General features: G+C 70.1%; 17 protein-coding genes, 1 rRNA gene and 1 riboswitch. Of the genes, 14 read left to right on the forward strand and 4 right to left on the reverse strand.

Annotated features, from left to right (window positions below; all coding sequences use genetic code 11):
• From rrf to ACFYOB_RS07040, 11 genes are all read left to right on the forward strand, one after another.
• Positions 1 to 93: ribosomal RNA gene (gene rrf / locus ACFYOB_RS06990) — 5S ribosomal RNA — on the forward strand; the annotation flags it as partial.
• A gap of 135 nt (positions 94 to 228) precedes the next feature.
• Positions 229 to 819: a CDP-alcohol phosphatidyltransferase family protein gene (locus tag ACFYOB_RS06995; protein ID WP_388555644.1), complete on the forward strand. Its 591-nt coding sequence runs from the start codon at positions 229 to 231 to the stop codon at positions 817 to 819.
• Between the two features lie 98 nt (positions 820 to 917).
• The gene (locus ACFYOB_RS07000; protein WP_388555647.1) at positions 918 to 3,413 is read left to right on the forward strand and encodes a sugar phosphate nucleotidyltransferase; all 2,496 of its coding nucleotides are present in this window, start codon (positions 918 to 920) and stop codon (positions 3,411 to 3,413) included.
• Between the two features lie 110 nt (positions 3,414 to 3,523).
• Positions 3,524 to 4,432 (forward strand): DUF881 domain-containing protein, encoded by a 909-nt coding sequence (locus tag ACFYOB_RS07005; protein WP_388555651.1) that lies wholly within the window; start codon positions 3,524 to 3,526, stop codon positions 4,430 to 4,432.
• Positions 4,429 to 4,761 (forward strand): small basic family protein, encoded by a 333-nt coding sequence (locus ACFYOB_RS07010; RefSeq protein ID WP_007262894.1) that lies wholly within the window; start codon positions 4,429 to 4,431, stop codon positions 4,759 to 4,761. The genes ACFYOB_RS07005 and ACFYOB_RS07010 overlap by 4 nt, the downstream gene beginning before the upstream one ends.
• A gap of 5 nt (positions 4,762 to 4,766) precedes the next feature.
• Positions 4,767 to 5,657 (forward strand): DUF881 domain-containing protein, encoded by an 891-nt coding sequence (locus tag ACFYOB_RS07015; RefSeq protein ID WP_388555654.1) that lies wholly within the window; start codon positions 4,767 to 4,769, stop codon positions 5,655 to 5,657.
• 210 nt (positions 5,658 to 5,867) lie between these two features.
• On the forward strand, positions 5,868 to 6,686 hold the full coding sequence (locus ACFYOB_RS07020; protein WP_388555657.1) for an FHA domain-containing protein: 819 nt from the start codon (positions 5,868 to 5,870) through the stop codon (positions 6,684 to 6,686).
• 66 nt (positions 6,687 to 6,752) lie between these two features.
• Positions 6,753 to 7,529 (forward strand): MerR family transcriptional regulator, encoded by a 777-nt coding sequence (locus tag ACFYOB_RS07025; protein ID WP_388555660.1) that lies wholly within the window; start codon positions 6,753 to 6,755, stop codon positions 7,527 to 7,529.
• Positions 7,530 to 7,581: 52 nt separating this feature from the next.
• Positions 7,582 to 8,055: a bifunctional nuclease family protein gene (locus tag ACFYOB_RS07030; RefSeq protein ID WP_030009777.1), complete on the forward strand. Its 474-nt coding sequence runs from the start codon at positions 7,582 to 7,584 to the stop codon at positions 8,053 to 8,055.
• Between the two features lie 181 nt (positions 8,056 to 8,236).
• Positions 8,237 to 8,875, forward strand: coding sequence for a MerR family transcriptional regulator (locus ACFYOB_RS07035; RefSeq protein WP_388555662.1), 639 nt, complete (start codon positions 8,237 to 8,239; stop codon positions 8,873 to 8,875).
• A 50-nt stretch (positions 8,876 to 8,925) separates the two neighbouring features.
• Positions 8,926 to 10,323 (forward strand): DNA polymerase IV, encoded by a 1,398-nt coding sequence (locus ACFYOB_RS07040; RefSeq protein ID WP_388555665.1) that lies wholly within the window; start codon positions 8,926 to 8,928, stop codon positions 10,321 to 10,323.
• A gap of 64 nt (positions 10,324 to 10,387) precedes the next feature.
• Here ACFYOB_RS07040 and ACFYOB_RS07045 read toward each other — a convergent pair whose 3' ends face one another.
• Positions 10,388 to 10,753: a PRC-barrel domain-containing protein gene (locus tag ACFYOB_RS07045; protein ID WP_388555668.1), complete on the reverse strand. Its 366-nt coding sequence runs from the start codon at positions 10,751 to 10,753 to the stop codon at positions 10,388 to 10,390.
• Positions 10,754 to 10,865: 112 nt separating this feature from the next.
• Positions 10,866 to 10,964: riboswitch (glycine riboswitch) on the forward strand.
• Between the two features lie 196 nt (positions 10,965 to 11,160).
• On the opposite strand from ACFYOB_RS07045, the gene gcvP reads away from it, so the two are divergent.
• The gene (gcvP, locus tag ACFYOB_RS07050; protein ID WP_388555671.1) at positions 11,161 to 14,046 is read left to right on the forward strand and encodes an aminomethyl-transferring glycine dehydrogenase; all 2,886 of its coding nucleotides are present in this window, start codon (positions 11,161 to 11,163) and stop codon (positions 14,044 to 14,046) included.
• Positions 14,047 to 14,132: 86 nt separating this feature from the next.
• Here the strand turns inward: gcvP and ACFYOB_RS07055 are convergent, their stop codons facing one another.
• Together ACFYOB_RS07055 and ACFYOB_RS07060 are read right to left on the reverse strand one after the other, a co-directional pair.
• Positions 14,133 to 14,330, reverse strand: coding sequence for a DUF5999 family protein (locus ACFYOB_RS07055; protein WP_328924569.1), 198 nt, complete (start codon positions 14,328 to 14,330; stop codon positions 14,133 to 14,135).
• Positions 14,331 to 14,591: 261 nt separating this feature from the next.
• Positions 14,592 to 15,212 carry a hypothetical protein gene (locus ACFYOB_RS07060; protein ID WP_388555674.1) on the reverse strand — a complete coding sequence of 207 codons (621 nt, stop codon included), beginning with the start codon at positions 15,210 to 15,212 and terminating at the stop codon, positions 14,592 to 14,594.
• A 493-nt stretch (positions 15,213 to 15,705) separates the two neighbouring features.
• Between ACFYOB_RS07060 and ACFYOB_RS07065 the strand changes: the two genes are divergently transcribed.
• Together ACFYOB_RS07065 and ACFYOB_RS07070 are read left to right on the forward strand one after the other, a co-directional pair.
• Positions 15,706 to 17,241: a glutamate-cysteine ligase family protein gene (locus ACFYOB_RS07065; RefSeq protein WP_388555677.1), complete on the forward strand. Its 1,536-nt coding sequence runs from the start codon at positions 15,706 to 15,708 to the stop codon at positions 17,239 to 17,241.
• A 76-nt stretch (positions 17,242 to 17,317) separates the two neighbouring features.
• Positions 17,318 to 18,115, forward strand: coding sequence for a CPBP family intramembrane glutamic endopeptidase (locus ACFYOB_RS07070; RefSeq protein WP_388555680.1), 798 nt, complete (start codon positions 17,318 to 17,320; stop codon positions 18,113 to 18,115).
• A gap of 51 nt (positions 18,116 to 18,166) precedes the next feature.
• On the opposite strand, the gene ACFYOB_RS07075 is transcribed toward ACFYOB_RS07070, so the two are convergent.
• Positions 18,167 to 18,988 (reverse strand): PhzF family phenazine biosynthesis protein, encoded by an 822-nt coding sequence (locus tag ACFYOB_RS07075; RefSeq protein ID WP_388555683.1) that lies wholly within the window; start codon positions 18,986 to 18,988, stop codon positions 18,167 to 18,169.
• Positions 18,989 to 19,098 lie beyond the last annotated feature (110 nt).

Raw genomic sequence — 19,098 nt, forward strand, 5'->3', positions numbered from 1 at the left:
ACGCCCGGTTACATTCCGAACCCGGAAGCTAAGCCTTTCAGCGCCGATGGTACTGCAGGGGGGACCCTGTGGGAGAGTAGGACGCCGCCGAACAATCATTGCGGAAGCCCCGCACCAGACCTTTAGGGTCCGGTGCGGGGCTTTTCTGCGTTCAGGACACCTGTGCGGACTCCTGTAGGGTCAAGGGGCATCGTTCGACATTTCTACAGTCACAGTGGAGGCCCCCGGGTGGAGGTCCAGGAGACTCGGGTTCAGACTGACCGAATTTTCACCATTCCGAACATCCTGAGCATGGCTCGCCTGGCCGGCGTGCCCCTGTTCCTGTGGCTGATCCTGGCGGAGCACGACGGGTGGGCCCTGGCCGTCCTCATGCTCAGTGGGGTCAGCGACTACCTCGACGGGAAGCTCGCCCGGCGCTGGAATCAGATCAGCAACCTCGGCCGACTGCTGGATCCGGCCGCGGACCGGCTGTACATCCTGTCGACGCTGTTCGGTCTGACGTATCGCGAGATTCTGCCTCTATGGCTCACCGGCGCCCTGATCGCGCGCGAGCTGATGCTGCTGGTCATGGTGTGGATCCTGCGACGCCACGGCTATCCCCCGCCGCAGGTGAACTTCCTCGGGAAGGCCGCCACGTTCAACCTGATGTACGCGTTCCCGTTGCTTCTCCTCAGTGATGGCACGGGCTGGTTGGCCTGGATGGGGTCAGTTTTCGGATGGGCGTTCGCGGGTTGGGGTACAACTCTGTATTGGTGGGCAGGAGTGCTGTACGTGGTGCAGGTCCGTCGTCTGGTGAAGGCGGACGCCACGGCCGATTGAGCTCGCTCGGCGCCTGATGACGCGGAGGAGTAGCGGAGTCATCGTCCGGGCCGGGTAGGTCGGCGAGAACGTCGTCTCTCAAGGAGGACTCTTCCGACATGAAGGCCGTCGTGATGGCCGGTGGTGAAGGCACCCGCCTTCGCCCCATGACCTCGAGCATGCCCAAGCCGCTCCTGCCGGTTGCCAACCGGCCGATCATGGAGCATGTGCTCAGGCTGCTCAAGCGGCATGGGCTCAGCGAGACCGTGGTCACCGTGCAGTTCCTGGCGTCGCTCGTCAAGAACTACTTCGGTGACGGCGAGGAGCTCGGAATGGAGCTCACCTATGCCAACGAGGAGAAGCCACTCGGGACCGCCGGCAGCGTGAAGAATGCCGAGGAGGCCTTGAAGGACGACACGTTCCTCGTGATCTCCGGCGATGCGCTCACCGACTTCGACCTCACCGATCTCATCCGGTTCCATAAGGAAAAGGGCGGACTCGTCACGGTCTGCCTGACCCGGGTGCCCAACCCGCTGGAATTCGGCATCACCATCGTGGACGAGGAAGGCAAGGTCGAGCGCTTCCTCGAGAAGCCGACCTGGGGCCAGGTGTTCTCGGACACCATCAACACCGGCATCTACGTGATGGAGCCGGAAATCTTCGACTACGTGGACGCCGACGTCTCGGTGGACTGGTCCGGCGACGTCTTCCCGCAGCTGATGAAGGAAGGTCGGCCGATCTACGGCTACGTGGCCGAGGGCTACTGGGAGGACGTCGGCACCCACGAGAGCTACGTCAAGGCCCAGGCCGACGTGCTCGAAGGCAAGGTCCAGATCGACATGGACGGCTTCGAGATCTCGCCGGGGGTGTGGATCGCCGAAGGGGCCGAGGTGAGCCCGGACGCCGTGCTGCGCGGGCCGCTGTACGTCGGGGACTACGCCAAGGTCGAGGCGGGCGTCGAGATCCGCGAGCACACGGTCATCGGATCGAACGTCGTCGTCAAGAGCGGCGCCTTCCTGCACAGGGCCGTCGTCCACGACAACGTGTACATCGGACCCCACAGCAATCTCCGCGGCTGTGTCATCGGCAAGAACACCGACATCATGCGGTCCGCCAGGATCGAGGACGGTGCGGTCATCGGCGACGAGTGCCTCGTCGGTGAGGAATCGATCGTCCAGGGCAATGTGCGGGTCTACCCGTTCAAGACGATCGAGGCCGGCGCGTTCGTCAACACGTCGGTGATCTGGGAGTCCCGCGGACAGGCACATCTGTTCGGCACGCGCGGTGTCTCCGGGATCCTGAACGTGGAGATCACCCCCGAGCTGGTCGTCCGGCTCGCGGGTGCCTATGCGACGACCCTGAAGAAGGGTGCGACGGTCACCACCGCCCGTGACCACTCCCGAGGCGCCAGAGCGCTCAAGCGTGCCGTGATCTCGGCGCTCCAGGCGAGCGCCATCAACGTGCGCGACCTGGAGAACGTACCGCTGCCCGTCGCGCGGCAGCAGACCGCACGCGGCAGCGCGGGCGGGATCGTGCTGCGGACCTCGCCGGGAGTACCGGACTCCGTGGACATCATGTTCCTCGACGAGCGGGGGGCGGACCTCTCGCTCCAGGGACAGCGCAAGCTCGACCGGGTGTACGCGCGCCAGGAGTACCGGCGGGCGTTCCCCGGAGAGATCGGTGACCTGCAGTTCCCGGGCAGCGTCTTCGACGCCTACACCGGTTCGCTGCTGCGGCGGGTCGACACCACCGGGATCGGCGACGCCGGGCTCAAGGTCGTCGTGGACGCCTCCAACGGCAGCGCCGGACTCGTACTGCCCAGCCTGCTCGGCCGGCTCGGAGTGGACGCGCTGACGATCAATCCCGGGCTCGACGAGTCCAGGCCGACGGAAACCAGCGAGTCCCGGCGGGCCGGCCTGGTACGGCTCGGAGAGATCGTGGCCTCGGCGCGGGCCGCCTTCGGCGTGCGCTTCGACCCGGTCGGCGAGCGGATCTCCCTCGTGGACGAGCGCGGGCGGATCATCGAGGACGACCGGGCGCTGCTGGTGATGCTCGACCTGGTGGCCGCGGAGAAGCGCAGCGGCAAGGTCGCGCTGCCTGTGACCACGACGCGTGTCGCCGAGCAGGTGGCTGCCTATCACGGCACGCAGGTGGAGTGGACGACGACCTCGCCCGACGACCTGACCCGGGTGGGCCGGGCGGAGAACACCATCTTCGGCGGTGACGGGCGTGGCGGGTTCATCGTTCCCGAGTTCAGCAGCGTCTTCGACGGGTCGGCGGCCTTCGTGCAGCTGCTCGGGCTGGTGGCGCGGACCCAGCTCACCCTGAGCCAGATCGACGCGCGCATTCCGCGGGCCCACGTGCTCAAGCGGGACGTGCCGACGCCGTGGGCGGTCAAGGGGCTCGTGATGCGCAGGGTCGTGGAAGCCGCGGGCGAGCGGCAGGTGGACACCACCGACGGGGTGCGGGTCGTCGAGGCCGACGGACGGTGGGCGCTCGTCCTGCCGGACCCGGCCGAGGCCGTCACCCATCTGTGGGCCGAAGGCCCCGACGACGCCACGGCGCAGGCCCTGCTCGACGAGTGGGCGGGCGTCGTGGACAGCGCAGGGCACTGAGTGCCGGCGGTGATCCGCACATGACCGGAGTCCCGCGGGCCGGTGGGGAGAGCTCCCCACCCGGTCCGCGGGACGGACGCATTGGGTGTGTGCGGCGCCGACATGCGACGATGTGCGGCATGTCGCAGCCGCCCCTCAACCGGAGTTCGGCCTCTCCTGCGCCCGGGCGCCCGGACGCCTCCATGTCGCTGCTGACGCACGTGATGGACCACAGCCTCGACGAGGGCTATGCGGAGGCATCGGCCCGGCGTGAGGCGGACGGTACTGCGGGACTCCCGCGCACCCTCAAGGCCAAGCTGGCGCTCGCCGCCGGGCTCGTGCTGGCCGCCGGGGTCGTCACGCTAGGTGCCGCCGAGGCGCGGATATCCGCGCCGGTGCTGGCCAAGGAGCGTCAGGAACTGATCGACCGCGTGGAGCGGGCCGATGATCGCGCGAACGGCCTGGAGCGGGACATCGACCGTCTGCGGACCGATGTCGCCGACCGCCAGCGTGCCGCGCTCAAACAGCCCGGCGGGGGCCAGGGCATGCTCGTCGCGCTGCTGTCCGGTGCCACGGAGGTGCGCGGTCCGGGGATCAAGCTGGTCGTGGACGACGCGAAGGGCGCCTCCTCGGGCGACGGCGGGGGACCGCGCGAGAGCGCCGGCTTCTCGGACACCGGCCGGGTCCGCGACCGCGACCTGCAGAAGATCGTCAACGGGCTGTGGCAGTCCGGGGCGGAGGCGATCTCCATCAACGGGCAGCGGCTGACCGCGCTGTCGGCGATCAGGGCCGCGGGTGACGCGATACTGGTCGACAACAGGCCGCTCGTGCCGCCGTACGAGGTGCTGGCGGTGGGGGACAAGAAGCGGCTCGGCACCGCGTTCCAGGACTCGGCGGACGGCCAGTACCTGCACGTGCTGCAGGAGAGCTACGGGATCCGCTACACGCTGTCCGCCGCGGACGAGGTGCGGCTGCCGGCCGCGTCGAGCCTGACCGTACGTACAGCTACAGCAGCAGAGCAGCAGAAGGGTGCATCGTGATCGCGGTACTGGGCCTCTTGGCCGGAGTGGTGGTCGGACTTCTGGTCCGCCCCGAAGTGCCGGCCGTGGTGGAGCCTTATCTGCCGATCGCCGTGGTGGCGGCGCTGGACGCGGTGTTCGGGGGCTTGCGCGCGATGCTGGACGGCATCTTCGTGGACAAGGTCTTCGTGGTGTCGTTCCTGTCGAACGTGGTCGTGGCCGCGCTGATCGTCTTCCTCGGAGACAAGCTGGGTGTCGGCTCGCAGCTGTCCACGGGCGTGGTCGTGGTCCTCGGCATCCGCATCTTCTCCAACGCCGCGGCCATCCGCCGGCACGTGTTCCGGGCGTGAGGCCGATGAGTACGAACGACACTCCGCCGGAGCGCTCCGAGGGGTCCGAAGGGGCGGAGGGGCCCGACGAGGCCAAGGGTTCAAACGGTGCCAAGGGGTCCGAGAGGCCCGAAGGCCCCGAGGCTCCCACGCCCCCGGTCGCGGTCCCGCTCGCGCCGACCGAGCCGCAGGCGTCCCAGGAGACGGGCCGGCAGCGTCTCGCGGCCGGGCTGTGGCCGCCGCGGGTGAGCAGGGCGCAACTGATCGTCGCGCTGCTGCTGTTCGTCCTGGGTCTGGGGCTGGCCATCCAGGTGCGGTCGAACAGCGACTCCAGCGCGCTGCGCGGGGCCCGCCAGGAGGACCTCGTACGGATCCTCGACGAGCTCGACGGGCGGACCAAGCGCCTGGAGGACGAGAAGCAGCGGCTGGAGGATCAGCGCAAGGAACTGGAGAGCAGTTCCAACCAGGCCGAGGAGGCCCGGAAGCAGACGGTGGAGAAGGAGCGCCAACTCGGCATCCTGGCCGGTACGGTGGCAGCTCAGGGGCCGGGTATCACGCTGAAGATCTCCGATCCCAAGGGTCAGGTGCGGTCCGACCAGTTGCTGGACACGCTTCAGGAACTGCGGGCGGCCGGCGCCGAGGCGATCCAGATCAACGGCGTGCGCGTGGTGGCGGGCTCGTACTTCTCGGACGAGAACGGTGGGGTCGGGATCGACGGTAAGAAGATCACACAGCCCTACGAGTTCAGGGTGATCGGCAAGCCGCAGGATCTGGAGCCCGCGCTCAACATCCCCGGCGGTGTCGTCCAGACGCTGGAGAAGGAGCAGGCGACCGTTGCCGTCACACGGTCGGCGAAGATCGTTGTGGATGCCTTGCGGGCTGCGAAGCAGCCTGACTACGCTCGGTCGTCATCGTGATGATGCGGAGCGGAGAGTGGACCGGCTCACGCGGGCGGAGGCCTGCGGGGGGTCGGCGCACAGAAGTCGCAGTGTGTGGTGGAAACTGTCTGGTGGTTACGGACGTTGTGAGTATGTCCGGGTCGGCAGGTGTTGCATTCGGAGTTCGTCCTGCCCCACGGGCGGGTCTGTTTCGGTCAAGGGGAATCGCCCGTGAAGTTGTTTGAGAAGTTGTTCGGCAAGAAGAACCGTGAGGAAAGCGGTGCGGCACGTCACCGCGCCGGCCACGGTGAGGCGGAAGGGCAGGGCGACCGGCCGCTCTTCCGCGACGAGGTCGCGGGCGCGGGTGACATTTCGGGCGCCCACGGCGCGTCGGCTGTTGACCCTGCTGGTACCGGACGCATAGGTTTCGGTGATCCGTCAACCTCAAGTGCGGGTGGAGGGTTTGCCCCCGACCCGTATGCCACCAATGCCTCCGCGGGGCAGCCGCGGCGCGAGGAGCCGTCCATGTCGGCCGAGCAGGTTTGCAGCAGGTGCGGACACCGCAGCGATGCGGCCAGCCGGTTCTGCTCCAACTGCGGCGCGCCGCTGCGGGCGGGTCTGACGCCGGAGCGTGCCTCGGAGACCACGTCCACCATCTCGATCTCGGGCCTCGAGGCCTACGAGGCCGAGGTGTCGGGACAACAGCACGTGTCGTCCTCGCTGTCCCCCGAGGCCCAGGCCGCGGTGGAAGCGCTGCCCCCCGGTTCTGCCCTGCTCATCGTGCGGCGCGGTCCCAACTCCGGTAGCCGCTTCTTGCTGGACGGTGAGCTGACCACGGCCGGCCGGCACCCGCAGAGCGACATCTTCCTGGACGACGTCACCGTCTCCCGGCGCCATGTCGAATTCCGCCGGAGCCAGGACGGCGGCTTCACCGTCGCCGACGTGGGCAGCCTCAACGGCACGTACGTGAACCGTGAGCCGATCGACTCCGTCGCGCTGCACAACGGCGACGAGGTGCAGATCGGCAAGTACCGGCTGGTCTTCTACGCGAGCCTGCGAGGCATCTGACCCGCCCCGGACTCCTCCCTCCCGCTACTGGCGGGAGGCGTCCAGGGGGCCCAAAGGGAAGGTTCCATGCTGCGTACCCCGACCGGCGGTGCCGCGAAGAACGGCACCGCCGGCACCTCCGGACCGGCCGGGCGGCTGATGAGCATCGGCACGGTGCTCACCACGCTGCGTGACGAGTTCCCCGAAGTCACGATCTCGAAGATCCGCTTCCTGGAGGCGGAGGGGCTCGTCGAGCCCCGGCGCACGCCTTCCGGATATCGCAAGTTCAGCACCGAGGACGTGGAGCGGCTGGCCCGCATCCTGCGGCTCCAGCGCGATCACTACCTGCCGCTGAAGGTCATCCGGGAGCAGCTCGACGCGCTCGCGCGCGGTGAGCAGATCCGCATCCCGGCGCCCACGCCGCCGCACGGAGAATCCGTGGATCCCGCCAGCCCTGCGGCCGTGTACGGCGAGGTGGGCCAGGAGCGGCCCACCGTGGCCCGGGTGGGCCGGGCCGAGCTGATCGCGGCCGCCGAGGTGGACGAGGTCCAGCTGGTCGAATGGGAGTCGTACGGGCTGATCGCCGAGGTACCCGGCGGCGGGTTCGACGCCGAGGCGGTCACCGTGGCCCGGCTGGTGGCCGATCTGGGGCGGTTCGGGCTGGAGCCGCGGCACCTGCGCGCGATGAAGGCCGCCGCGGACCGGGAGGCGGGCCTGATCGAGCAGATCGTGGCGCCGCTGCGACGGCACCGCAATCCCCAGACCAGGGCGCATGCGGAAGCCACGACGAGGGAGCTCGCGGGGCTCTCCGTCAGGCTGCACGAAGCCCTCGTACAGACCGCCCTCGGGGTCCGGCTCCCGTGACCCAGAGGCCCCCGACTACCCAAACCGGCCGAGCAGGTCCTAGGGTTGCTGTGTGAACGAGCTCGACGTTGTGGGTGTCCGGGTGGAAATGCCCTCCAACCAACCGATCGTGCTCCTGCGTGAAGTGGGAGGCGACCGGTACCTCCCCATCTGGATCGGTCCTGGGGAGGCGACCGCCATTGCCTTCGCGCAGCAGGGAATGGCCCCTGCCCGACCGCTGACGCACGACCTGTTCAAGGACGTGCTGGAGGCGATCGGCGAGGAGCTCACCGAGGTCCGGATCACGGATCTGCGGGAGGGCGTCTTCTACGCGGAGCTTGTCTTCGCCAGCGGGGTCGAGGTGAGCGCGCGGCCTTCCGACGCCATAGCGCTGGCCCTGCGGACGGGGACGCCGATCTACGGCAGTGACGGTGTCCTCGACGACGCCGGGATCGCGATCCCGGACGAGCAGGAGGACGAGGTGGAGAAGTTCCGCGAGTTCCTCGACCAGATCTCGCCCGAGGACTTCGGCACCGGCCCGCAGTGACGCGTCGGCCGCGTCGTCCACGGGGAAGTACCAGCCCATTCGAGTAGCCTTTCCCCGCAATCGGATACGGGAAACCACTCTCAGGGTGATTATCACTCGGCGTGCCGAGTGTGGCGATCGTTGACGCACCCCTGGTGACTGCCTACCTTCAAGGTGGGCAGGTCAAGGACGGAGGGTCGGCGTGAGGATCACGGGCGACGGTACGACCGGGGGCACCCCCGCACGGAGTGACGGTGGCTCGTACCCGCTGCACGGTAGTGCGGCCGGTGCCGCGCGCCGTCAGCCGGAGTCGACGCCGGTCGGACCGGTGGGCGGCGACCCGGCGCCCGAGCAGATCGGATACCGCGGGCCGACGGCGTGTGCCGCGGCCGGCATCACCTACCGGCAGCTCGACTACTGGGCGCGGACCGGGCTGGTGGAGCCGAGCGTGCGAGCCGCGTACGGGTCGGGCACGCAGCGCCTGTACAGCTTCCGGGACGTGGTCGTCCTCAAGATCGTCAAGCGTTTCCTGGACACCGGGGTGGGGCTGCAGAACATCCGTGCGGCCGTGCAGCACCTGCGCGACCGCGGGTTCTCGGACCTGGAGCGGATGACGCTGATGAGCGACGGCGCCACCGTGTACGAGTGCACCTCGCCGGACCAGGTCGTGAGCCTGCTCCAGGGCGGGCAGGGCGTTTTCGGGATCGCCGTGGGCGTGGTGTGGCGCGACGTGGAGAACGCGCTGTCGCAGCTGCACGGGGAGCGGGTGGACACCGGCGAGACCCTGGTCGGGCACAATCCGGCGGACGAACTGGCCGCCCGCCGCAACCGGGCCGTCTGAACCAGGCCGGACAGGGCCCGTTGTCAGAGGTGTAGGGCAGCATCGGTGCTGTGAGAGCCGCGCCGACCATTCTGCATCTGGACATGGATGCCTTCTACGCCTCCGTCGAGCAGGCGTCGAAGCCGAGCCTGCGGGGCAAGGCCGTCATCGTGGGCGGGCTGGGGCCGCGCGGGGTCGTCGCCACCGCCTCGTACGAGGCCAGGCGGTTCGGGGTGCACTCGGCGATGCCGATGGCGCAGGCGCGGCGGCTCTGTCCGAACGGCGCCTGCCTGATCCCGCGCTTCAGCCTCTACCGCGAGGTCAGCGACGTGGTGATGGCTCTGCTGCGGGAGCTGTCGCCGCTCGTGGAGCCGCTCAGCCTGGACGAGGCCTTCGTGGACCTGGAGGCGGGCGGGGTCGCCTTCGACGGGCCGAGCGCACGGGCCGCGGGGGAGCGGCTGCGGGCGGACATCCGGGCGGCCACGGGGCTCAGCGGGTCGGTGGGGCTGGCCGGGTCGAAGATGCTGGCCAAGGTGGCTTCCGAGGAGGCCAAGCCGGCGGGTCTGCTGCTGATCGAGCCGGGGACGGAGCGGGAGCTCCTCGCGCCGATGTCGGTACGGACGCTGCCCGGCGTGGGCCCGGCCACCGGCGAGCACCTGCGCCGCGCCGGGATCACCACGGTGGGGGACCTGGTGGAGGCCGGGGAGGACGAGCTGGTCCGGATCGTCGGGCGCGCGCACGGGGCGGGCCTGTACCGGATGGCGCTGGGGCTGGACGACCGGCCGGTGGTCGCGGAGCGGGACGCGAAATCGGTGTCGGTGGAGGACACCTTCGACGTGGACCTGCACGACCGGGTCCGGATCCGGACCGAGGTGCAGCGGCTCGCCGACCGGTGCGTGCAGCGGTTGCGCGCGTCCGGGCACTCGGGGCGCACGATCGTGCTGAAGGTCCGCCGGTACGACTTCTCGACGCTGACGCGGTCCGAGACGCTGCGGGGGCCCACGGACGACCCGGCAGTGGTGCGCGAGGCGGCCGCGCGGCTGCTGGAGGGCGTGGACACCACGGGCGGGGTGCGGCTGCTGGGGGTCGGCGTGACCGGGCTGGCGGACTACACGCAGGAGGATCTGTTCGCCCAGTCGCTGGGCGCCGAGTCCCAGGACGAGGCCGCTGAGCCTGACGTGGCTGCTGAGCCGGGTGTGGCGGCCTCCACGGCCATGGAGCACGTGGAGCCGTCCGGGGAGCCGGAGCCCGCCCCTGAGCGGCGCTGGGCGGCCGGGAGCGACGTACTGCACGCGGTGTACGGGCCCGGGTGGGTGCAGGGCAGCGGGGTCGGGCGGGTGACCGTACGGTTCGAGCGGCCGGGATCGCAGCCCGGCCGGGTGCGGACCTTCCGGGTGGACGACCCCGAGCTGGAGCCGTCCGATCCGCTGCCGCTGGTGGGGGAGGGGCCGGCGGACGAGGACGTCTAGGCCCCGTCCGGGGCCAGGGACGATGTGGCGGGGCCGGGCGGGGCCGGGCGGAGCCGGGCGGGGACTAGCCTTCGTCGCCCGCCAGGCGGCCGAAGTCGCGCTGGAAGTCCGTGGGCAGGGTCACGTCCAGGCCGTAGTGGTGGTAGAGCTGGAGCTCCTGCTCCGGGGAGAGGTGGCGGCCGACACCGAAATCGGGGGCGTCCTTGATCAGGGAGCGGTCGAAAGGCACCCGCAGGGCGTCGCCCACCAGCTCGCTGGGCTCCAGCGGGACGAAGGCGTCCCGACTGAACAGACCCGTCCGTACGGCGGCCCATTCCGGGACGCCCGTGGCATCGTCGAGGTAGACCTCGTCAATGGTGCCGATCTTGGTGCCGTTGCGGTCGAACGCCTTGCGGCCGATCAGGCTGCGCGGATCGATGTCGGTCTGCACGGTCCCTCCAAATGGTCGCAACTCCTCCGTAATGACTACAGAAGTGCATTTCGGGAGCTGAGGCCACTCGGGGAGTGTCCGGATCCTCGCTGGTAGGCTGGGTGATGGCTGTCGACCCTGTGCGGGAGAGTCCTCCGAGTGATCTTGACGGAGGCGCCGAAGGAGCAAATCCTCCCCGGAATCTCTCAGGCATACGTACCGCACGGACGAGGCCACTCTGGAAAGCAGGGGCAGGTACCGGGCGTGCAGTGCCGGTTCCGTTCCTCACCGACGGTGAAAGCCGGTTCTATCGAGCGACCCTCGAGCGGCCGGTGAAACTCTCAGGTTGAGATGACAGAGGGGGAGGCCGTCCGGGTGCCCGCGCCGTGGTGCCCCTCGCAGGTCATACGACCAGGAGGCCTCCGTACATGACCGCCAACCGCATTCCGCTCTCCCAGCTGGAGCGAGGCATCCCCTTCGAGCAGCGCCACATCGGCCCGGATGCCGAGGCGCAGGCGAAGATGCTCGCCCAGGTGGGCTACGGCTCCCTGGACGAACTGACCGCCGCCGCGGTGCCGGATGTCATCAAGACCGCCGAAGCGCTGAACCTTCCCGAGGCGCGGACCGAGGCCGAGGTGCTGGCCGAGCTGCGCTCGCTCGCCGACCGCAACCAGGTCCTCTCCTCGATGATCGGTCTCGGCTACTACGGGACCTTCACGCCGCCGGTGATCCTGCGCAACGTCATGGAGAACCCGGCCTGGTACACGGCGTACACGCCGTACCAGCCCGAGATCTCGCAGGGCCGCCTCGAAGCGCTGCTGAACTTCCAGACCGTGGTCGCCGACCTCACCGGGCTGCCGACCTCGGGTGCCTCGCTGCTCGACGAGGGCACCGCGGCCGCCGAGGCCATGTCCCTCGCGCGCCGGGTGGGCAAGGTCAAGAACGGCGTCTTCCTGATCGACGCCGACGCGCTGCCGCAGACCATCGCCGTGATCGAGACCCGCGCCGAGCCCACGGGCGTCGAGGTCGTCGTCGCCGACCTGTCGGACGGCATCCCGGCCGAGATCGCCGAGCGCGGCGTCTTCGGCGTGCTCCTCCAGTACCCGGGCGCCTCCGGTGCCGTACGGGACATCAAGCCGCTCATCGACCAGGCGCACGAGCTCGGTGCCATCGTCACCGTCTCGGCCGACCTGCTCGCCCTGACCCTGCTGACCTCGCCGGGCGAGCTCGGCGCGGACATCGCCGTCGGCACCACGCAGCGCTTCGGTGTCCCGATGGGCTTCGGCGGACCGCACGCCGGTTACATGGCCGTCCAGGCCAAGCACGCCCGCTCGCTGCCCGGCCGCCTCGTCGGCGTCTCCGTGGACGCGGACGGCAACAAGGCGTACCGGCTGGCCCTGCAGACCCGCGAGCAGCACATCCGCCGCGAGAAGGCCACCAGCAACATCTGCACCGCGCAGGTGCTGCTCGCCGTCATGGCCGCCATGTACGCCGTCTACCACGGCCCGGACGGCCTGCGGACGATCGCCCGCCGGACCCACCGCTACGCGGCGCTGCTCGCCGCAGGTCTGCAGGCCGGTGGCGTCGAGATCGTGCACGGCGCCTACTTCGACACCATCACGGCCCGTGTCCCGGGCCGCGCGGCCGAGGTCGTCGCCGCGGCCCGCCAGGGGGGCGTCAACCTCTACCAGGCCGACGCCGACCACGTCTCCGTCTCCTGCGACGAGACCACCCTGCGCGCCGACATCGACGCAGTCTGGGCGGCCTTCGGTGTCAGCGCGGACATCGAGGTGCTGGACGAGAACACGGCGGACACCCTGCCCGAGGGCCTGCTGCGCTCGGACGAGTACCTGACGCACCCGGTCTTCCACCAGCACCGCTCCGAGACCGCGATGCTGCGCTACCTGCGCAAGCTCTCGGACAAGGACTACGCGCTGGACCGCGGCATGATCCCGCTGGGCTCCTGCACCATGAAGCTCAACGCGACCACCGAGATGGAGCCGGTCACCTGGCCCGAGTTCGGGCAGCTGCACCCGTTCGCCCCGGTGGAGCAGGCGGAGGGGTACCTCACGCTCATCACCGAGCTGGAGGAACGTCTCTCCGAGGTCACCGGCTACGACAAGGTCTCCATCCAGCCGAACGCCGGCTCCCAGGGTGAGCTCGCCGGCCTGCTGGCCGTCCGCGCCTACCACCGCGCCAACGGCGACGAGCAGCGCACCGTCTGCCTCATCCCGTCCTCCGCGCACGGCACCAACGCGGCCAGCGCCGTGATGGCCGGCATGAAGGTCGTCGTCGTCAAGACCGCCGACGACGGCGAGGTGGACACGGCCGACCTGCGCGCCAAGATCGAGCAGTACCGTGACGAGCTCTCCGTGCTGATGATCACGTACCCCTCCACGCACGGTGTGTTCGAGGAGCACGTCGCCGACATCTGCGCCCAGGTGCACGACGCCGGCGGCCAGGTCTACGTGGACGGCGCCAACCTCAACGCCCTGGTGGGCCTGGCCAAGCCGGGTCACTTCGGCGGCGACGTCTCGCACCTCAACCTGCACAAGACCTTCTGCATCCCGCACGGCGGCGGCGGCCCGGGCGTCGGCCCGGTCGGTGTCCGGTCCCACCTGGCCCCGTACCTGCCGAACCACCCGCTGCAGCCGTCGGCCGGCCCCGAGACGGGCGTCGGCCCGATCTCGGCCGCCCCGTGGGGCTCGGCGGGCATCCTGCCGATCTCCTGGTCGTACGTGCGCCTCATGGGCGGCGAGGGCCTCAAGCGCGCCACCCAGGTGGCGGTGCTCGGCGCGAACTACATCGCCAAGCGCCTGGAGCCGCACTACCCGGTGCTCTACACCGGCCCGGGCAACCTGGTCGCGCACGAGTGCATCATTGATCTGCGTCCGCTGTCGAAGGCGACGGGCGTGAGCGTGGACGACATCGCCAAGCGTCTGATCGACTACGGCTTCCACGCGCCGACGATGTCCTTCCCGGTCGCCGGCACGCTGATGATCGAGCCGACGGAGTCCGAGGACCTCGCCGAGATCGACCGCTTCTGTGACGCGATGATCGCCATCCGCGGCGAGATCGAGCGGGTCTCGGCCGGCGAGTGGCCGGTGGACGACAACCCGCTGGCCAACTCCCCGCACACCGCGGCGGCGCTGGGCGGCGAGTGGAACCACCCGTACACCCGCGACGAGGCCGTCTTCCCGGGTGGCGTCACGGCCGCCGAGAAGTACTGGCCGCCGGTGCGCCGGATCGACGGCGCCTTCGGCGACCGGAACCTGGTCTGCTCCTGCCCGCCGCTGGACGAGTACGACAACTGAGCATGAGCAAGGGGCCGGTCCGGGAGGTTTCTCCCGGGCCGGCCCCTTCGTCGTGCCTCGGTTGCTCTTGGCCGTCGCTGCGCCGACTAGGCCGCCTGCGCCCCGGCGAGCGGGCGGTGCGGGGCGATGATCTGGCCGTCCGGCAGCAGCTCGCCGGTGTCCTCGAAGAGCAGGACGCCATTGCACAGCAGGCTCCAGCCTTGCTCCGGGTGGTTGGCCACCGGAAGCGCGGCCTCCCGGTCGGCGGATTCGGCTGACGGGCAGGCTGGCTGGTGCTGGCACATGGATGCGTTCTTTCGCTGCGGTGTGGTCTGCGTGCTACGGCTCGATGCGTGGTTCATGGCCGTCCCCCTGGGTCATCCCCGCACCCGCGGGGAGCTTGTCATCAGTCTTCCCCCACGACAGCTGCTTCGCAGGCATTTCCCGCCAGCTGTCCTCATAGATTGATGACGCATCACTCGTGCGGGCGGTTCAGGCCAACTCCCCTGTCATTTCGGATGGTTCACAAGTGACCCGAGAGGACTAGGCCGAATGGGTCACTCGGGTCAGGCGGCGGGCGCGGCCAGCGACGGCGGGACCGGCGCCGTCGCGGGGGTCAGCCGGTGGGTCAGCACGGGCAGCAGCTCCGAGACCGGATGCGGCCGGTACGGGGCGATGCCGGGTGGCGCCGGGGCCAGCGGCACCAGCAGGTCCTCGCCGGCGAGCAGGCCGGCCGACGCGTCGGCGCCCACGGCTCCGTGTAGCCACAGGGTCAGCATGTACAGCTCCGGTACGGACAGCAACCGGGGCTGGTACGCCTTGCCGAGCGACTCGGCCTGGCGCAGCGCGCGTTCGGTGGCGGCCACGTAGGGGCCCTCGAAGAAGTGGGAGAAGGTCCAGCCGTCCGGTGTCAGCCGGGTGTCGGCCGCCGCGACGTACCGGTCCCCGCTGCGGATGAGGAACCGCCAGCCGGTCAGGCGCGTACGGGGCGGCCTGCCGCCGGCCGCCAGGTTCGAGACGTCCAGCCGGTCGAGTACGTGGACCGGGAGGGGGAGTTCGGCGGTCATCGGCCCCTGGATCGCGCGCAGGGCCGGGGTGTGCGCCTCATGGACGGCGGTGGGGGAGCCGAGGGCCGCGAGGACGCAGCGCAGAGCGGGCGCGGGAGCCGTGGGGACATGCAGCGGCATGGTGGGTCGCCTCTCACTTGGGAGACCTGTGGAAGGGGGCTGGTGCGGGCGGCGCTGTCGCATTCTGGGGCCAGAGGGGGGCTGAGGGGCAATGGCCGCGCGCCAACTCTCTGCCTCGTTTGCGGAGTTTATACGACATGTGTTCACGCAGTGTTTCGGCTAGCTGTCCCGTCTATTGCCGACAAGACGCTTACCGGCCCCGCTGGCGTGGCATTCATGGCGGATGCACGCGGACATGCCGCGCTGACCTCGGAGGTTACCGGAAGGGGGCTCGGCTGGAAAGCTTCGGTTTTCCGGAACAGGCAAAGTCGATGCGGAATTTGCGCAAAGTGACTTGCCAGGTGAATGTGCCGGAGTGCCCGTCGGCCAAACCGGCGCGCGCTCCCCGCCACGCACGCCCCCTTCGCGTTATGGATCACTCTGCCGGGGCATCATCGACCGTAACGCGGGCCTGGGTGCACTGGGCCAGGCACACTCGAGGAGGGACACTTCGATGGGGGAGAAGGTCGTGGCAGGCGGATTCGACCTGTCCGATCGGCAGCGGTATCGAAGGAAGCTTCATGAGTGCCTGGAGGGGCTGGAGCGGCTTCTGGCGGAGAAGAGGTTCGATCGCCCGAAGAACATGATGGGGCTGGAGATCGAGTTGAATCTCGCGGGTGCCGACGGCATGCCGAGAATGGTGAATGCACAGGTGCTGGAGCGGATTGCGAGCCCTGATTTCCAAACCGAACTCGGAATGTTCAACCTGGAGGTGAACGTCCTGCCCCACCGGCTCGGCGGCAGGGTTTTCGACCAGCTCGCCGAGGAACTCAGCGCGGGTCTCGGATATGCCCACCGGCAGGCCGCGGAGATCGACGCAGGTGTCGTGATGATCGGTATTCTGCCGACGATCTCCCGCGAGGACCTGGTCACAGCCAACCTCTCGGCGGTCGACCGGTACTCGCTGCTCAACGAGCAGATCCTGATGATGCGGGGCGAGGACTTCACGCTCGACATCGACGGCGTCGAGAGGCTGACCTGGCACTCCGGGTCGATCGTGCCGGAGGCCGCCTGCACCTCCGTACAACTGCACCTCCAGGTGACCCCGGCGCGGTTCTCGGACGTGTGGAACGCGGCGCAGGCGGTGACGGCCGCGCAGATAGCCGTCGGCGCCAACTCGCCGTTCCTGTTCGGGCGTGAACTGTGGCGGGAATCCCGGCCGCCGCTGTTCACGCAGGCCACCGACACGCGGCCGCCCGAGCTCCAGGCGCAGGGGGTGCGCCCGCGCACCTGGTTCGGGGAGCGCTGGGTGGACTCGGCGTACGAGCTCTTCGCGGAGAACGTCCGCTACTTCCCCGCGCTGCTGCCGATCTGTGACGAGGAGGAGCCCCTGCGCGTGCTCGGCGAGGGTGGCGTACCGCGGCTGCAGGAGCTGGTCCTGCACAACGGCACCGTCTACCGCTGGAACCGGCCCGTGTACGGGGTCGCCGACGGGGCGCCGCACCTGCGGGTGGAGAACCGGGTGCTGCCGGCCGGGCCCACGGTCGCCGACGTCGTCGCCAACGCCGCCTTCTACTACGGGCTCGTACGCACGCTCGCCGACGAGCCGCGCCCGGTGTGGACCCGGCTGCCCTTCGCCGAGGCGGAGGCCAACTTCGACGCGGCCTGCCGGTACGGGATCGACGCGCGGCTGCGCTGGCCGCGCCGGGGCCGGGCCGGGGGGCTGGCGAGCGTGCCCGCCGTCCGGCTGGTCCTGGACGAGCTGCTGCCGATGGCGGCGGCCGGACTGGACGCCTGGGGCATCGAGCCCGCGGACCGGGACCGCTACCTCGGCATCATCGAGGAGCGCTGCCGGCGGCGGGTGAACGGGGCGACCTGGCAGGTGGACACCTACCACCGGGCGCTCGCTTCCGGGCTGGCGCGGGACGAGGCGCTGGCCGCGACCACCCGGCGCTACAGCGAGCTGATGCACAAGGGCGACCCCGTCCACACCTGGCCCGCAGGGCTGGGGGATGCGGAGGTGAGCGCCGCGGTGCCGGTCGTGCGCTGAGGTCCGGTGATCCCGTTCCACCGCCGAAGGGGCAGTATGGGGTGGTCGGAACGGGATCGCGGGACGGGAGTCGGGCGTGCGGGTGGAGCCGGAGCCGGTGGTCGTGGAGCTGCGCGAGGACGGGCGGGGTGTCCTGCGCACGGAGACCCTGTTGGTACTGGCGCTGTCGCTGGGCGCGAGCGCGGTCTCGGCGCTGATCAGCTTCATCGGTTCGCTCACCAAGCCGGGCGGCCTCAAGGACCAGGCCGCCACGCTCAACGGCTCCTATGCGCCCGGCCGGCCCTGGCTGGACCTGGCCTGGCAGCTGTTCGGCATCGGGACCGCCCTGGTGCCCGTACTGCTGGTGGCGCACCTGCTGACCCGCGAGGGCGTGCCGGGGCTGCGGGTGCTCGGCTTCGACCGGACCCGGCCCGGGTGGGACCTGGGGCGGGGCGCTCTCGTGGCGGCCGGGATCGGGAGCGCCGGGCTGCTCTTCTACCTGGGGGCGCGGGCGGGCGGGTTCAACCTCACGGTGGTGCCGGAGGCGCTGCCCGACGTGTGGTGGAAGTTCCCCGTGCTGATCCTCTCCGCGGTGCAGAACGCCATGGTGGAGGAGATCATCGTGCTGGCCTACCTGCTGCGCCGGCTCGGCCAGCTGGGCTGGTCACCGATGGCCGCGCTGCTGGCCAGCTCGGTGCTGCGCGGCTCCTACCACCTCTACCAGGGCATCGGCGGCTTCATCGGCAACGTGGTGATGGGCGTCGTCTTCGTGCTGGCCTACCGCCGCTGGGGCCGGGTCGCACCGCTCGTGGTCGCGCACGCGCTGCTCGACATCGTGGCCTTCGGCGGGTACGCGCTGCTCGCGGGCAAGGTGGGCTGGCTGCCGACGCCGTGACGGGCGGCGGGCCGCAGCCGGCCCGCCACGGCCCCGGTGTGGGCCGACCGGTCACGGGGCGGTGAGCAGCTCCCCGTCGACGACGGTGACCGCGTGGCCGGTGAGCAGGGTGCGGTCGCCGGCCAGGCGCACCCGTACCAGCCCCTTGCGGGCGCCGCCCTGGAGACCGGTGAGCTCCGTGCGGCCCAGGCGCTCGGCCCAGAACGGGGCGAGCGCGGTGTGGGCGCTGCCGGTGACCGGGTCCTCGTCGATCCCGAAGGCCGGGTAGAAGCCGCGGGAGACGAAGTCGTACCCGAGAGAGGGATTCTCGGCGGGCGCGGTGACGATCACCCCGCGCTTGGCGAAGGCGCGCAGGGCGGCGTGGTCCGGCTCCAGTTCGCGGACGGTCTTCTCGTCGGCGAGCTCGATCAGCAGGTCCCCGATGTGGGCGGCGGTGTCGTGCACGGAGAGGATCGGGGCGCCCCCGAGGGCGTGGTCCACCGCGGTCGGGGCCTGGATCGGGGTGAGCGAGGACGTCGGGAAGTCCAGGGTGATCGTCCCGTCCGCGGCGGTCTCGGCCGTGAGGATGCCGCAGCGTGCGGTGAAGCGGATCTGCCCCGTGGCCAGGCCTTCTGTCGCCAGTACGTGAGCTGTGGCGAGCGTGGCGTGGCCGCACATGTCGACCTCGGCCGCCGGGGTGAACCAGCGCAGAGCCCAGTCGGCGTCCCCGCCGGGCGGCAGGGGGTGGGCGAAGGCGGTCTCGGAGAGGTTCACCTCGGACGCGACCTGCTGGAGCCAGGAGTTCGGGGGGAAGTCGGTGTCGAGGAGTAGGACCCCGGCGGGGTTCCCGTGGAAGGGGCGGTCGGTGAAGGCGTCGACGATTCGGATGCGCATCCTCCGACGGTAGGGCGGTTTCTTGATCACCGACAAAGGCCAATCGGGGGTGACTGGCCTTGTTCGAAGCTGTTCGCTCAGAAAGTTTCCGATATATCGTTGACGCATCG

This window comes from Streptomyces sp. NPDC006463 (genome assembly GCF_042870715.1).
In the GTDB taxonomy this organism is placed as follows: domain Bacteria; phylum Actinomycetota; class Actinomycetes; order Streptomycetales; family Streptomycetaceae; genus Streptomyces.